This window comes from Mycobacterium sp. Dal123C01, assembly GCF_052566995.1.
The window spans coordinates 4,884,007-4,899,288 of the sequence record NZ_CP199580.1 but is presented as its reverse complement, the minus strand read 5'-3'; the positions used below and the strand labels follow the sequence as shown (position 1 = coordinate 4,899,288).

At 62.4% G+C, this 15,282-nt stretch carries 16 protein-coding genes; 9 read left to right on the top strand and 7 right to left on the bottom strand.

Annotation, left to right across the window (positions count from 1 at the left end; genetic code table 11):
• Positions 1 to 63 precede the first annotated feature (63 nt).
• Entirely contained in the window at positions 64 to 642 is a 579-nt protein-coding gene (locus ACTXG5_RS22925) for a hypothetical protein (protein ID WP_445160965.1), read from the bottom strand.
• Positions 623 to 2,566, bottom strand: coding sequence for a putative alpha/beta hydrolase (locus ACTXG5_RS22920; protein WP_445160964.1), 1,944 nt, complete (start codon positions 2,564 to 2,566; stop codon positions 623 to 625). The genes ACTXG5_RS22925 and ACTXG5_RS22920 overlap by 20 nt, the downstream gene beginning before the upstream one ends.
• 314 nt (positions 2,567 to 2,880) lie before the next feature.
• Between ACTXG5_RS22920 and ACTXG5_RS22915 the strand changes: the two genes are divergently transcribed.
• From ACTXG5_RS22915 to ACTXG5_RS22885, 7 genes are all read left to right on the top strand, one after another.
• Positions 2,881 to 3,102, top strand: coding sequence for a hypothetical protein (locus tag ACTXG5_RS22915; protein ID WP_445160963.1), 222 nt, complete (start codon positions 2,881 to 2,883; stop codon positions 3,100 to 3,102).
• A gap of 2,537 nt (positions 3,103 to 5,639) precedes the next feature.
• Entirely contained in the window at positions 5,640 to 6,785 is a 1,146-nt protein-coding gene (locus tag ACTXG5_RS22910; RefSeq protein ID WP_445160962.1) for a site-specific integrase, read from the top strand.
• Positions 6,786 to 6,937: 152 nt separating this feature from the next.
• The gene (locus ACTXG5_RS22905; protein WP_445164555.1) at positions 6,938 to 7,195 is read left to right on the top strand and encodes a helix-turn-helix transcriptional regulator; all 258 of its coding nucleotides are present in this window, start codon (positions 6,938 to 6,940) and stop codon (positions 7,193 to 7,195) included.
• A 709-nt stretch (positions 7,196 to 7,904) separates the two neighbouring features.
• Complete coding sequence (locus ACTXG5_RS22900; protein ID WP_445160961.1) at positions 7,905 to 8,303, top strand: hypothetical protein; 399 nt, start codon at positions 7,905 to 7,907, stop codon at positions 8,301 to 8,303.
• A 181-nt stretch (positions 8,304 to 8,484) separates the two neighbouring features.
• Positions 8,485 to 8,697 carry a hypothetical protein gene (locus ACTXG5_RS22895; protein WP_445160960.1) on the top strand — a complete coding sequence of 71 codons (213 nt, stop codon included), beginning with the start codon at positions 8,485 to 8,487 and terminating at the stop codon, positions 8,695 to 8,697.
• Positions 8,694 to 8,990 carry a hypothetical protein gene (locus ACTXG5_RS22890; protein WP_445160959.1) on the top strand — a complete coding sequence of 99 codons (297 nt, stop codon included), beginning with the start codon at positions 8,694 to 8,696 and terminating at the stop codon, positions 8,988 to 8,990. Before ACTXG5_RS22895 ends, ACTXG5_RS22890 begins: the two co-directional genes overlap by 4 nt.
• A gap of 16 nt (positions 8,991 to 9,006) precedes the next feature.
• The gene (locus ACTXG5_RS22885) at positions 9,007 to 9,489 is read left to right on the top strand and encodes a hypothetical protein (RefSeq protein WP_445160958.1); all 483 of its coding nucleotides are present in this window, start codon (positions 9,007 to 9,009) and stop codon (positions 9,487 to 9,489) included.
• 658 nt (positions 9,490 to 10,147) lie between these two features.
• On the opposite strand, the gene ACTXG5_RS22880 is transcribed toward ACTXG5_RS22885, so the two are convergent.
• Positions 10,148 to 10,603: a hypothetical protein gene (locus ACTXG5_RS22880; RefSeq protein WP_445160957.1), complete on the bottom strand. Its 456-nt coding sequence runs from the start codon at positions 10,601 to 10,603 to the stop codon at positions 10,148 to 10,150.
• 59 nt (positions 10,604 to 10,662) lie between these two features.
• Positions 10,663 to 10,965, bottom strand: coding sequence for a hypothetical protein (locus ACTXG5_RS22875; RefSeq protein WP_445160956.1), 303 nt, complete (start codon positions 10,963 to 10,965; stop codon positions 10,663 to 10,665).
• A gap of 648 nt (positions 10,966 to 11,613) precedes the next feature.
• On the opposite strand from ACTXG5_RS22875, the gene ACTXG5_RS22870 reads away from it, so the two are divergent.
• Complete coding sequence (locus ACTXG5_RS22870) at positions 11,614 to 12,063, top strand: hypothetical protein (protein WP_445160955.1); 450 nt, start codon at positions 11,614 to 11,616, stop codon at positions 12,061 to 12,063.
• A 73-nt stretch (positions 12,064 to 12,136) separates the two neighbouring features.
• Here the strand turns inward: ACTXG5_RS22870 and ACTXG5_RS22865 are convergent, their stop codons facing one another.
• Positions 12,137 to 12,985, bottom strand: coding sequence for a hypothetical protein (locus ACTXG5_RS22865; protein WP_445160954.1), 849 nt, complete (start codon positions 12,983 to 12,985; stop codon positions 12,137 to 12,139).
• Between the two features lie 101 nt (positions 12,986 to 13,086).
• Here ACTXG5_RS22865 and ACTXG5_RS22860 point away from each other — a divergent pair, with 101 nt between their 5' ends.
• Entirely contained in the window at positions 13,087 to 13,743 is a 657-nt protein-coding gene (locus ACTXG5_RS22860) for a nitroreductase family protein (protein ID WP_445160953.1), read from the top strand.
• Positions 13,744 to 13,831: 88 nt separating this feature from the next.
• On the opposite strand, the gene ACTXG5_RS22855 is transcribed toward ACTXG5_RS22860, so the two are convergent.
• Entirely contained in the window at positions 13,832 to 14,317 is a 486-nt protein-coding gene (locus ACTXG5_RS22855) for a hypothetical protein (protein ID WP_445160952.1), read from the bottom strand.
• A gap of 378 nt (positions 14,318 to 14,695) precedes the next feature.
• Complete coding sequence (locus ACTXG5_RS22850) at positions 14,696 to 14,947, bottom strand: hypothetical protein (RefSeq protein WP_445160951.1); 252 nt, start codon at positions 14,945 to 14,947, stop codon at positions 14,696 to 14,698.
• Positions 14,948 to 15,282 lie beyond the last annotated feature (335 nt).

Below are 15,282 nucleotides of genomic sequence, written 5' to 3'. Positions count from 1 at the left end.
CTCTGTGTGCCGCAAGCCTTTACGCCGCTCCTGCGAACAGTTCTGCGTCAGCGATCCGAATCTTCAGCGCGCGCTGAGCTGGTCGGTGATGTTGATGCTGTTGGTCTTGCCGTCGCGGTGATGGTCGGTGGTATTGCGGCATTGGCCGTCGAGGATGATCTGGCCGTAACTGTGGTCGGAGGGCAGGAAATTCATGTTGGCGGTCACGCCGTCTTTGTTCAACGTTGTGCCGTGGTAGTGCTGCCCCGGTAGGGGGCCGTCGTTCCAGCCATGGGCAATCAGTGCCGCGCGGACTTGCTGGAAATAGGCATCGGGGTCGCCGTGGATGAGGAACGTGACCGCGACGGTGCCCTGATAGGGCGGCTCGCCCTGGTCGTTGCAGGACGCGAACGAGAATCCACCGCTGACGCCCTGCAAGTTAGCGGCGGCGACGATCTGTTTGGCCGGCTCGACCACCTGGGCCATGGCTTGATCGTCGGTGAGCGGGTGGGCCGAATCTTCGTATGGGTTGGTCGAACCGGCCGAATGCGGTTTATCTGGCACTAGTGCACATCCTCCCAGCAGCACGACCGCGACTGCCACCACGGCAAGCAGCGCTTGCCGCGGCCACAGGCGCCGGCGCTTAGTGATGGTGTTGGGCATCGAAGACATGATCATCGGTGATTGATCCTGGCGAGCGTTGCCACTCCGGGTCGATGACGGCCGGCGTGCCCGGTATGCCGATGCCGACCGGACCGAGGCCTGGAATGTTGACTTTGCCCGGCTGATAGCGGTGCGGGGCGGTCAGGCCGTCGGATTCCAGGGCGTCGCCGTGGCCCGAGGTGATGTCGGCCATGCTCTGCAGGGCTTCGCTGCCGCGGTGGTAGTAGAAGGAGTGGTCGTGCGGGTTGATGCCGTCAGAGCCCGGCACTTCGGCGCGGAACCGCACCGATCCGAATCCATCGGCCGCGGGGTCGGTCCCCAGTCCGGGGTCTGTCCCCAGCAATTGGCCGCCGAGATCGTCACCGAAGAAGTGCTTGCCCGCGCCGTTGAGCTGCCCGAGCATACCGACGGGATCCGTGGAGGCATCTCCCACGTAGACGTGGCCGCCGTCAAGGTGGAAGCTGCCGGCGTTGGGGGCGAGATCGGTTCCGGGGCAGCCCAATAGGATGGCGTCGTTGGCGTGCATGCCACCCAGGACGAAGGCGTCGGCCACCGTCGTCGAACCGTACGAGTGGCCCAGCACGGAGATGTGCTCGCCGCCGCCCAGGTGAGTTGCCCAGAGGCCGTTGACATCTTGGGCCAAGGCTTGACCGCCGGTCCGGGCCAGCGCTGGGGTGGAAATCCGCTGGACGTCGTTGAAGTCGTTGGGGGCGTCGTAGCCCATCCACGCGATCACCGCGGTGGGGTTGTTCGGGTCGGCGGCGTTGGCCTGTTCGTACAGGTTGATTGCGTCGTTGTGGCCGTCGTGCAGCCAGCCGCCTTTCACGCTGCTGCTGGTACCGGGCACGATCACCGCGGTGTTCTTGGCGGTGTCCGGATTGCCGATCGCGATGGCTGCGCGGCCCTTGCCGCCAAATGCCAGCGGGTCATACGCGAACAAGAAGGTCGGGTTGGGGTGCGCCGGGTCGTTGCCCGCGTCATGGTCGAGCCCTTGCTTGGTCTGATCGGCGTTTTGGTAGCGGGTGATGTCGGTGGCGGCCAGACCGTATTTCGCCGGATCGCGCAGCACGTCGTCCACCGAAACGCCGTTGCGGCCGGCGATGTCACGCACCCGGTTGAGGTCCTGGTTCATCACCCCGATGTTGGCGGTGCTGCGCGCGCTGATCGGGACGCCGTTGAGGTTGCCGATCTCCCCGGGGTGCGCAGCGATCAGCTGTTGTCGCTGCTCTGGCGTCAACGACGTCCACCACTTGTGCACGTCCTCGGGCTTGCTGCCCGGCGGCGGGATTCGGGTATCTGCGTCCAATTGCTGCAGCAGGGGTTGGTCGTAGCCGTCGGCGTGCAGCGTGGCCAAGGATTTCTGCAAGTAATCCGAGTAGCCGTCTCGTAGTGAATTAATCTGGGCGAGAGCGGATTTAGTGTCGTCGATGGCTTGCTGTTCGAGGTGAGAGATGTGAGCGTCAAGGGTAGATCTCTCCGCCGCCGTGAGGTCAGGCTCTTTCTCCAACTCCACCGCTTGGCCGATTTCGGTGTCGAGCTGCTGCAGTTGGCCTTCCAGCGTCGAAATCAGCACTGCACCGGTTCGCTGCGCCTCGGCCAAGGCGGCGGCGATGTTTTCCAGATCGGTCCCGATCTTGGGCAGTTGCAAGGACTGCGCGCCCAGCGACTTGGTCACCCGCTGCACCTCGGCAGCATCGTTGATCGGGTGTTCGCCATTCTCCCGATTCCAGGACGCCTCGAAACGACGGCGCGCTTCATCGAATGCCGCGTTGGACTCGGTCGTGCATCGCCCAGCGGCGTGGAAAGCCTCCGCCAAGTCGGCAATCTGTGCCGGTCGGCCCTCCTGGAGGGTCTGGTTGATCGCCCAGGGATCACCGCCGGCTTCGCCGATCAGCGCCGGGACGCTTATGTAGCGCAGCTGCATCGCACCGCCCGGAGCCTTGACTCGCCGCGCACATCCATGTCGGTGTGCAGCAGACCAGCATCGACTGACATCGCCACCCCCTGTGAGCTGGTGTAACCCTACTACCGCAGGCCCGTCAATTCACAGAACTCACGGCCTCGTCGGCCTCGACCAAGTCGCCAAACAGCTGACTATCGGTGGAGCATTCGCTTGCTGTCAAAGCTGTTCCACGCTTGGGGACGAAGCTCGATAACGACGCGGTCCTGCCGGGCCAACGCCGCCCAGATAGGCACTAACCAACCGCTATGCAGCGGATCGCGGCATGATAGGTAGCCATGCTGCAGTGGAACGAGCAGAACCGAGCGGTCGGCGACAGGCATGAATTCCACGTCTTCTACGACCCCGGTTCAACTCAAAGCCGAGACCTCCCGTGGATTCTGGTGATTCGGGAGGTCGGGGAGGATGGCGTGCATACACACGTCGTCCAGGAGTCTTACTCCACAGCCGACGACGCGAAGACAGCCGCTGAGCAATGGAAAGGGCCGCCACTCAAGTGACCGGCCGACAAGTGGGCTAGGCGCTCGTCGATGCGACGAATATCCGGGAGCAGTCGCCTTTCGCGCGTTCGTGTCCTCGGGCGATCCGTGCGTAACCGATTTCGCTGAACTTGCCGCTGCCCGAGGCCGGCGGCGATCTGCGTAGTCGACAACCTCTCACTCACATATGCGGGCGACACATGAATCCAAGTCGCGCAACCATTCCGGGTTGTCCATGACGGCGTGGTCTATGGTCCAGGCGATGCCGCCGACGTGCCCGACCATGTTGGGCAGGAATGGATCAGGCAGGGAGGGGCCACCGAAGCCAAAGCCGCACCACCGAGCAAGAAGTCAGGCTGAAAAGGACCCGACCTTCATAAATGGGATCTGCCCTAGAGTCTCTGCTAGGTGTCCCTAGCGGTTCGGTTGCGCCCCAGCCGAATTAAGAATGAGTTCGCTCAGGGGTTAGGTTGACCCGAGGGGGGCGAGGCGTTGGCGTCGTCTGGCCCGCCACCAGTCAGAACCTTTAGGCCCGGTCCAAACGGCGTCCTTTGTGGTGGAAATTTATGGGAATTGGAATTGTTTGGGTTTGGGGCTGGAGTGTCTGTTGGATCAGCCGATGCGCTCGGAAGCGCGATGCCCATTGCCAAAAGCGGTGCCCCACAAACGACAACGAATCTGATGGATTTCTTCACTGAGATTCTCGATTCTGTCCGTATGCGAATGCAGCCGAACGGTCGCGGTCAGCTCTTGACCGGGCAACGACTAACACGACGCCGAACAAATCCCCAGCGGGGCGGGATTTTTGACGTATGTAGCGTAACCGAACCCGCCGCAACGCGTATGGTTGCTTCACTCCTCGACCGAGGACGATCCGATGCCTCACGAGGTGATCAAAGATGAAGCATGCACTCAGCATCTTGGTGGGCTTCGCCGCAGCAGCGTTCTTGTTCGCAGCGCCCGCAGCAGCCGAGCCGAACAATGGCGGCGGCGCGGGGGTGCCGCCCGCGCCCCTCGGCAGCGGCCCCGAACTTGACCAGTGCATACAGCGGTGCCAGAAGATGTACGGGGACAGAGAACCATACGGCGCTGCTTCGACGCCGCAGGGGTACGCCTGCCTCCAATCGTGTCACGCGCAGTACCCCAACTGAGAAGTCGTCCGGGGCGGGTTCGACGGAGCTGGTGCCGCAGCGTGGTCCTTGATCTGAATATCGTGGCTGTCGCGGCGGAATACGTTGCGGCGCGGGTGCAGCAATAGGACACATACCAGCGTCGATAGGGGGTTGGTAAACCACTAGCAACCCCAGAAAAATGGCACCTAGGGGGGTGTCGATTTTCTCGTACGTCATGCCTAAATGCTATGAAGAACGGACGGCGTTTTGCGGCACCGCCACACTGAAACGCGTTCCGTAGGCCCACTACCCATGGGCTGTACCCAAACGAGATTTTCACGGGGCAACAGCTGAGCCCCGTTCGCTCCACGAACCTGCCCGGAACACTTGCGTTCGCAGTGCAAGATCAGCGGGTGGATAAAGGAACTGTTCTTAAGTTGGTAAACGACTGGGGACCCCTGATCACTCTGTCATCGGCAGTCGTGCTCGCCGTCGTCACATGGTGGTTGGCTCTCGCAACGAAGCGGATGGCCGGCAGCGCCCGGATGGCCGCTGAAGACTCGCGAATAGCGGCTCAGACCACCCTCGCGTTAGCCGAAGCCTCAATTGACGTGGAGTTTGACATCGCACCTGTGATGGTCTCGAGTCTCGGCCAACTACATGACTACGTCGGCGGGCTCGCCGGTTTTGCCCGGTAACACGCAGGTGACGGCTGACATGCTGGAGACGGTCACCGCGCTGGAAGCTATAGCTCTTACGTGTCGCGGCGCCACAGTGAGCGTCGAGGGTCTTCGGCTGACTTACATCGGCATTCAACAATCCGACGCCAGCTCGAAAACCCGAATCGTCCAGGGTACGGAGTATGACGACGCGGATAAACACGCTGACTTGGTTGCCACCGAGAAGCTGCCCCGAACCTGTCACCGTGGGGAGGAGATTCGCTTCGGGGTCAAGGACCGTCCTACCGGTGAACGCGTGGTCGAGCTTGGCGCTGTTGTGTCATACGCGTTCGGCAATGGACCGGTGCGCAGGAGACATGTGCGTTGGCACAAGCCGTCAAAGCCCGAGCGCCCCTGATAGCCCGCCGATTGCGGCTCACGTGGTCGCCAAATTGATTCACGAGACCGGCGCGAATGATCCGGCGACCGGCTACAACCTCGCGCCACGCTGGACCGGCGACCCGACCTGATCGGCAGCGTATTGGCAGCGGCCGCCGCGTTGCGGGCCAAAAATATACCTTGACCTGCACAAACACTTGGTGCGCGATACTGGGATTGAACCAGTGACCAGCGATTTGCTGGCGTATGGGTTGACCTGCGCGAATCCTTGCTTGACCTGCGGACACACCATCATCATAGCGGAACCACGGTGAATCTCGTAGTAAGCTGGCGGAACCTCATCGAGTCTACGGGGAGTCCACGCCGAGAAGGCACTGGGAGGCGCACAGTGACGCAGGGGAAGGGTCGCAGACCCCAAGACAAGGGCGCGTTCGGTAGCGCCAGTCAATTGGCGTCCGGGCGCTGGCAAGCCCGCTACTACGGGCCGGAAGGCCACCGGTACAAAGGGCCGACGACGTTCACCACGAAGCGTGCCGCGCGGCAGTGGCTGTCCACGGTTCAGGCGGACATTCTGAGAAACAAGTGGTTACCGCCGGAGGACGACAAGGCACCCGCGCCGGGGACGAAGGCGTTGACGCTCACCACCTACGCCAACACTTGGCTTGAGCAGCGTGACTTGAAGACGCGCACCGCCGAGCACTATCGGAAGCTGCTCGATCATCACATCATCGGCAAGCCAATCGGTGGGCTGCCGTTGCGGTCGATCACCGCCGACGACGTACGGAGCTGGTACGCCAAGTTGGACAAAGACACCCCCACGCTGCGCGCGCACACGTATGGGCTGCTGCGCACCATCATGGGCACCGCTGTCACCGACAGGAAGATCCCCGCGAACCCGTGTGTCATCCGGGGCGCCGGCAGCGTAGAACGGGCCGTGAAGATCCGCCCGGCCACGATCGACGAGCTGGCCAAGCTGGTCGACAACATGGAACCGCCCCAATACAAAGCCATGGTGTTGCTGGCGGCGTGGTGCGCGCTGCGGTTCGGTGAGCTGACCGAGCTACGGCGCAAGGACGTGGATGTCGAGGACGGGGTGATCCGGGTGCGGCGCGGGGTAGTGCGCGTCAAGGCCGGATTCGAGCGAGGCACCCCCAAAAGTGTCGCGGGGTCGCGTGATGTCCATATCCCGCCGCACCTTGTGCCGGTGATCAAAGCCCACCTTGTGGACCACGTCGACCCCGGCCCGCAGGCGTTGATGTTCCCGGCTGCCGGCGGCGAACACCTCGCACCTTCCAGCTTGTACAGGCGGTACTACCGTGCGCGGGACGCAGCGGGACGGCCTGACCTGAGATTCCACGACCTCCGTCACAGCGGCGCGGTGCTAGCGGCAGCCACCGGCGCGACATTGGCGGAACTGATGGCGCGCCTTGGACATTCGACCCCAGCGGCAGCACTGAGATATCAGCACGCCGCCCAAGGTGCCGATGCCCGGATCGCCGCCGCATTATCGAGGCTGGTCACCGACACACCCTAAAAGTGCACGAGGTTCACCGGACTGCTGTGGTAGTGTCGCGGTCGAACCGCTATCGCCGGTTCTCGTGCCGAGCCGGATCAGCATTCCACCTTTGCCCAGTACGAAACTCCCTGTGAGAGGGCTGTTTCGTGTTGCGTATTTCCTTTTGGCTCATGTTGTGCACCGTCGCAACGATTGCCCCATCTAACCGGCGCTCCTCCCGTCGGCACCCAGACGGCGATGCCCCAGCATCACGGCGACGTTGGGCCACCACCAAACAAGTCAGCGCTTACCTAGGCGTCACCGTCCGCACCATCCGAGTGATGGCCGAAGATGGCCGCCTGACGCGTTATTACCTCGGGCCGCGCATTATGCGTTTCGATCTGGGCGAGATTGATGCTGCCTTCACCGCCAAGGCAGCCCAGAAATGACGATGCCGCCCCATGGGGGCGGCGATCGCAGAGTGAACCATGTCCGAGTTCGACTCGATCGTACTGCCTCCCACCGACAAACGCTGCCCACCGACAACAACGGGGGTGGCCCATGAGTTGGAAGATGACCGCCGAGGTACGCCAAGAACGTCTCGCGGGACGACTCCCCGGTGCCGGATTCACCGAATTCGCAGTGCTGTTCATCATGGCTGACACGTGCCGAGGCGACTCCCGTATTGCGTCGCTCGGCGTGACCGAACTCGTGAACTTGACGGGGCTGGATCGCACCACGATCTGGCGGGCGATCAAACAGCTTGTGGCGCTTCGCTATGTCACGAAGTTCGGTCGCAGCAACCAATATCAGGCGTCTCGGTTCGACGTGCTACCCGGTGCACGTTGCACTGACGCAACGTGCACTGAGACCCAAGCACGTTGCACTGACGCAACGTGCACCGGCGAAGTGCACGTTGCAGCCGACGAAGTGCACGTTGCATCAGGCGAAGTGCACGTTGCAAATCGGGGTAGTGCACGTTGCACTGACGCCACTGTTCCCGTCTTTCCCGATAAAGATCCCGATAAGAGTTCCCGAGGGGGGCGCGCGCGAGAGACCGCGCCCACCCCGCCGCCGGCTGAGATTGTCCCCAGCGCTGACTTGATCCCAGCAACGCAAACAAACGACCCCCCCGCCCCGTATGTGCGTCTGGGATTTGTGCCTTCTCAGATCGAACCCACTATCGGCGGCATCACCCCGCCGTCTGAGTTCTGCGCGGCGCACCAACCCAACGGCACAGAAGGCGACTGCCATCCCTGCGGCCGGGCGCGCCGGTACCGCTGGAACACATGGCCGCTCACCGACGACGGAATGACTTACAACCGCGACGGTTCGACCATGACGACGATGGCGCGCAACCAAGGCAAAAAGCGCGCCAAGCTAGCCCCGTTGGCGTTGGCCGGCGGAATCAGCATCGATGAGCAGCAAACACGGGCCGTTGAACTCATGAAGCGGATCGGCGCTCAACCGCCTCGTGGTGCGCTGCCGCCGGGAGACGACAAAGGGCTGGACTGGCTGGCCTTGGGTCCGCAAGACGGCAACGGGGGTCAGCCGTGACCGGTTATCCGAGTTGCCTGGTGTGTGAACGGTTTTGCGTGTGCGGGCAGCGTGACGGGGTGAGCCGGCCGACTCATTTCGGCTGTCAGGCGTCGTTGCCGCCTGAGGAGCGGCACCCGCAGCTGGCGAGATACCCGTCGGCGCATGGACGCCGGTATGCACCGTCGTTCGGTGGTCACCCGTGAACGAACAACTAGCGCTGTTCTGCCGGTTCGGGCATCTGATGATGGACGAAGGCAACATTCGGCGGGGCCGAACCGGGGAGCCGCTGTGCAAGGCGTGCCTGCGGATCCACCTCGCGGCCGTCCGCCAGCGGGAACACCGCCAACAGGTCATCGCCGAACGGATCGCCGAATTCAACGAAGAGATCGAACAAAGGAGAACCAACGAATGACCGACACAACCGACCGCCACCTGCATGTCGTCGAAAACGGCGACGACGACGAATGGCTCGCCACCCGCGAGGTCGGCAACATGGGCTTCAGCGATTGCGCCACCAGCCTTGAAGTTCTAGCCGGCGATGACGGATGGGTGCATGCGACCGTCTTTCCGCGCCCGTGGGATCCCGAAGACAGGGTGCCGTCCGCAATGTTGGATATGCCGCCGTGGCAGGCGCGCAGACTTGCCGACTGGCTTAATCAGGCTGCGGAACTGGCCGAGCAGCGCCGAGAGAAGAACTATCGATGAAAAGCCGCCCAACCCCATGACCGACCGACCGACGTTGGAGGCGCAAATCCGCGCAGCCCGCGCCGCGTTGATCGAGGATGCGGATCGGACTGATAAGGCGATCACCGAACTTCCCGGTATTACCAATTCGATGGCCGTCGCGCGTGTCCGCCGCGAATTGGAAACCGCTGGCCTGATCCACCGATTTGTCTGGAAGCGGCCCCGTATGCGCCACTCCAGCCGCTGCTGGTGTCGAACAGCCACCGATCCCGATGTGACTCAGGTGCCCGATGATGACGACGACGACACCGACGACGACGGGCGGATCATCATCAATCCCGCCGAGCGATTTGCGTGCCTCGTGTGGGAGAACCAGCATCCGTATCACGCGACCGCGACGTACCACCCGACCGAGGCGGAAGCGCACGCGGCCCGCCCCACCGACGGCAGCAAATCGACTGTCGTGGACCGGGCCACCAAACCGCGCCCACGCCGCTGGCCCAACTTCGGACCCCGATGACCCCTGACAGCCACAAAAATCGCTAGCCGGAAAACCTAGGCGCCAGGACGGCACTGTCTGTCTTGGGGCCGTGCTTTGTCGTGCCTCAAACCTGTTGTACAGCGTGCTGTTTGGGACACGCCGGCGCGGCCCTCGCCTGACCCGTCCACGGAAAACATTCTCGTACCGTCACTCTCAACGGGATCGAACTTGCGTCCACCGGGGCCGACGGCCAACGCGTGAACCGGGCCGTTCTCGCTTCTCGAAACGCAGTGAACGCTTTGTGGATCTCCCGCGAGACGTGGGCACGCGCATAGGCGCGTGGAGGCTATCGCCACCGGCACTGTGAAACGGGTTGCGCCCCTTGGGAAGGCGTCCCAAGCACCTTCCCCAAGTTGGCGCGCGCGGAAACCGCCGTCGTTACCGGACACGATTGACCGAGCGGTTCGCCCCAGTGGGACTGCTGCCGGGGCAGCTGGAAGCGTTACGACAAAGAGGCTGACGCTGACGTGTGCGTGGGCCGGTGCAAGCGGTGTTCCCGGTGCCGGATCTGGCGGAAGCGGACGCACGGTGATGGCCGCGCGTACGTGTTGCTGCGGGCGACGCCGCCGCCGAAGGGTCAGCGGCGCGGTGACTTTGACGATGTCGAGGGCCGACCAGTGAAAAAACAGTGGCCCGGCTAAGCCGGAATGCCCACGCTCGCAGCCAAGGCGTCCAACAAGGAATCATCCGAGCGACGCCAGCGCCGCCCAGTTCCTGCGGCACGCTTGCGCCGCTTCACATGCTCGGGATGGGGAAGCTCTTCGCGAGCAAGCTCATCATGAACCGCGTCAAGAAAGGCAGTAAAGCTCTCTTCATCACCTTGGCGAGGGATGAAGACGAACCGCTCCGCCGTGCAAAAAGACGGATGACGACGTGCGATAACCGCCCGGTTGTCGGTCATGAAATTTCTGATCGGTTCTATCGCGCCCATCCCAGGCGCAGCATCAAATACAGTCTGAGCCTCTTGCCCAGTCACATGAGCTAAGAGAACGTACCGTGACTCGTCGTCATCGACATCAAACTCCCACCAGAGGATGGCGCCGCGAGAAGTAGGGGCGAGAAACAGCGTCGGCGCACCGTCCCATACCGCCAAGACAGTGGGGGCTTGGCCTGTCGGGCGAGACCAGTCCGGTCTGCCCTTTAAGGCGGTACTCACTGATCGTTCCCGTCGTCCGGTAGTGCCAACGAATCAAGTGTTACACGGTCGGGGTCTGCCCAGCTAGCGCGGGCTTGTTCAACGTCCTTGATACCGAACGGCGGCCCGAAGTGCACGGACACGTGAGTAGGAATCCGTTCACTAGGCGTAAGAGTCACCAAATAGCCATTCAGGTACAAGTCGTCGCTGTTGAAGTAGCGCACCGCCGCAGAGGGCTTGGGCGGTCGTTTGGTGACGAAGCGCGCCGTTTGTTCTACATCGAGCCGACCAAGCAGCATGGAAACATCCATCTCAACCATCGGAGCCAATGCATCAAACCGAGGCTCCGCCCGGAAACCGCCAGCCAAGGTGCCGTACTGAGTAAGAATTCGTCCGGGTGGTATCCAACGCAGGACAGTCGACTGAGGTGTGCGCCAGTGACCGCCGGATGAGCCCACTATCCGTGCCCCGGCCCTTTTAGGCGGTGTGTGCCTCGCGACCTCGTTTTGCTGTTTCAGCCGAGCCCATAACGCGTCGAGTTCACGTCGGTCCTCTGGAGTCCGGGCGGGCACCGGCTCAATTTAGATCACTTAGTCGCTATCAAACCTCAAGAGTCGTCAATCGCGACAACCGCGCTGGCAACAAGACCGCTGAAACGCTCACTTTCTCGGCGGATGCTCCGTCCCGACGACGAAACTCGGACTACTCGCCCGGTCGCGTCCAAACCCTCACGCGAAGCCACGCAGCAAGGTCACCGAGCCCTGAACGAAACACTCAGCGCTGTTTGTAAGCCCGGCGGCGGCGCCGAAGGGTCGGCGGCCCGGTGACGTTGACGACGTTGACGACGTTGACGACGTCGAGGGCTGACCGATGACGATTCCGGGTGGACGACCCTGATCGATTCGATCACCGGCCGCACATACTCGGCCGCAATCAGGTTCAAGCGCCTCTCAGGGCAAGATGGCGGCATGACCATTCCGCAGGTATGGGTCTCGACGACGACGTCACAGATCCAATTCGATGGCACCGGTCTCGGTGATCACTGGCAGCTAGTCGGCACCATAGACACCACGGAGGAAGCCGAATTCCACAAGCACATTCAAGTGCTACTAGGGCTCAGGTCGAGCCGACCCGACGCTGCAGAGTTCTATCTCAGTGGCACCCCTGACCACCCATGGGTGCAAGCCACCGAACGGGCTCCGTTTTGGCTTGCCATCGACCCGTACGGAAGCATGCGGTCCCAGATCCACGGCGCTCGACCCACGTATTTTGTCAGCAACGACCGGGCAACCGTCACTCCGCTAGCACGCAGACCGCCTGAACAACACCCCGCCAAGATCGGCAGGGTCATGGTTCCCATCCGGCTCAAGCGAACCGGCACCGGGATCCTGACACCATGGAGGCAGCCGAAGCCGTAAATCGCTCCCACCACCAGCGCACCCGGCCGGGATATGCCGGCGCGTTCGGGAGCGATCCCGTGATCGCACGGTCCTAGCCAGATTTAGTCGGAACGTTCTGCCATCCTGCGGCTTGGATCCACAAGAGCACTCTTTTGGAGCCATCGGGCGCCAGCCACAGGTGAGTTACGGAGTCTGGAAGCGCCGGAGGATCACGTGGCAACGTCTCCTCGAAAACGAGTTCCGAGGAGACGCTGAACGGGAGTGCGCTGCCGTGTAGCGGGATGAAAAGGTGGCGTTCGTCAGCGTCGGCGCTTGCGAGCTTCTGGAAGTGCGACTGGATATGCGGGCTTTGGAATGCCTTGCTCAGCGCGTCGACAAAGCCAGACAGGGACTCATCAATCCACCCACCGCCACCGCCACCGCCGGCCACCGGCACCACCATTGCCCCAGGATTTTTCATGTTCTGCGCGAGTTGATCGGGGTAGCCAGTCATCTCCGACGACGACTCGTAGACAAGCCATCGCAGGTCTTGGTGCGCCGAAGGCTCCCATGCGATCTGGGCGGGATACGGCTCGCCAGCCTGCTCGCAGATCCGGATGATGTTCTCGTAGCACTGTTTCAGCCGCCGCAGGTCTGCCACTGAGCCGACGTCAATCGTCCACCACCACTTGCCCGGTAGTGGCCATTTGTGTTTGTCCTTGGCGAGCAGGACTGCGAGTTGAAGCGCTCCTTCAGCAGCCAGATTCGTCACCTCGAATGCTGCTTTCCGGCCGTCCTTGAGGGTCAGGATCGCATCCACTGCATTTTGACGGCCACCGACGTCCCACGCTTCGGCCTGCACGGCCTCAAGCACCCGCACGGCAGTTAAGCAGGCCGCCTTTTCTTGCCGATCGAACTGATCAAATCCAATCAACCGCGGCGGTGGCTCCTGCTGAGTCATTCAGCCAGGGTATCGGCGGGCTCAGTAGTGCCTGCCGTCCAGCGTGTTGGAGTCCGACACTCTTCCGGGCGTTGTCGAACACCGGCTGCGATCATCGAGCAATGACGTTCCCCCTGAACCTCTCACCGGACGAGTTGTTGACCACGACGCGGGCGGTGCGCCGGCGGCTCGATCTCGACCGGCCCGTTGATCTGAATGTGGTCAAAGAGTGCATAAGTATTGCGCTGCAAGCACCGTCGGGCTCGAATCGGCAGGGGTGGCACTGGCTGGTCATAACCGACACCGATCAGCGTTCCCGCATCGCCACTCTCTACCGAGCCGCGTTCGACGAATACCGACAGTCCGCTGTTCACAGCGACGAACTATTCGCCACCGCGGGCAACCTCGATTCAACGCAGCGGCGGGTCGCCAGCAGCGTTGAGCACCTCGCCGAAAACCTCCACCGTGTTCCCGTTTTGCTGATCGCATGTATCACCGCCCCAGGCAGCGCCGTGTTACCGGACGCGACGCAGGCCACGATGTGGGGTTCGTTATTTCCTGCGGTCTGGAGTTACATGCTCGCTGCACGGGCACGCGGGTTGGGAACCGTTTGGACAGACCTGCACCTGCGCTACGAACAAGATGTGGCCGAAGTCCTGAACATCCCCGCTGGCGTCCGACAAGGTGCGCTCATACCAACTGCCTACACTCTCGGCACCGACTTCCGGACAGGCCCGCGCACAGCCATCGAAACTGTGCTGCACGTCAACAGCTGGTGATCGATTTATGGGTGCTTCAAGCTAGACCAGACCCACAACATCGCGCGATGGGTGAGTCAATTTTGTGAGAACCGTGCCGGGTCAATTTTCAAGAACCGTTGACACTCACCACGACGCCACCAATGCGGACCCACTCACCACGACGCCACGTCCACACCAGCCAGCGCTCACGATCAGGCACGAACGTCACCGCTACAGCAGCGTCGCCAGCACAGCGCACGTAATAGACCAGCTCACCCTCCGTCGGCAACGACAGCGACAGTTCTAGACCCGTCTCACCGAGCGGCACCGTCACCTCCCGCTCATCAGCACCGGTCACGACCACCGCCGCAGGAGCCTTGGACGCATGCCGAGCAGCGACACGAACCTTGGACTCGGCCAGATTCCGCGCGACAGCTTCCGACCGCTCGCGCGCCACATGAGCTGCCAGCACGGCGGCGCGCTCGGCCAGCGCCGCACGACGGCGCGCCTGCCACTCCGGCCCGAACGCTTCCAATCGTTCGATCGGCACCGGCTCCGATCTCAGGTCATCGAACGTGAACCTGTCACCCGTGGACCCTCCTGACGCGCTCACGCATCGATCCTTCGCAGATCGTCAACATGAACAGAATCAAACTGCGGTCCGTCGTCCCACGGTTCCAAATCCCACGACACCCACACATGCGTGTCGTTCGGCACGCAAAACCTCCGGCCGGGCAGGTCGACAACCGTCCCGTTCCCGTAGCCATTCGTGACGCGATCTCCAGCAATGAATCGCGTGCTCATGGTCAGTCACCGGCCAATACACGCCGCAACGCCGCCGCACGACTCTCAAACCGGCCCAAGCTGCCACAACGACCACCACCAACCGCGAACACCTCGAAACACGACGCGCTGTGCTCGATCACCGTCAGCACCACGTCATCCATCACGCGCTGAAACACCCTGCGACCCGGCCGGGCATCAACCGCGATCACGACGCCAGCCCTGCCCATTTCAGTTCGGTCGCGAGCCACTTCGCATATTCCTGCCGCGCGGCCGACTCATCGGCCAGCGTCTTCAACGTGCACCACCGGCCGACGAACGAATTGAATCCAAGCGGCCGCGAATCCCGAACCGCGACCTCATATCGGGTGACACCGTGCTCCGTCACCCGGAACAACGACACCTCGATACTGCCGCTCGGCGTCACAATCGTCTCCGCCAGCAAAGCCATCAAATCCACAACTATCTCCAATCTCATGGGGTTCCCCAGACCAACGAATCCGCGTCGGCCGGTAGCTGGAGTCTATGTCGCCGACCGACCACAAACAAGCGAAATCCACTGGTAGACAGTCGATTTGGGGCCAGCCCTGCAAAGTCTGTGGGTGGCGAGGGAGTCTGAGCGGTAGCTGGTGGTTTACCCCTCCCCGGTAGTCAAGTTGACGCGTTGGCCAGCAACGACACCGGGCCGCAGCAAACACCGATAGTGCGCTGCTGAGAGTTGGTCAATACCAAGGCTTTTCGTGTCATACGGCGGCATTGCCGGGCGGGGCCGGTCGGATGTTTGCTGGGGCTAAA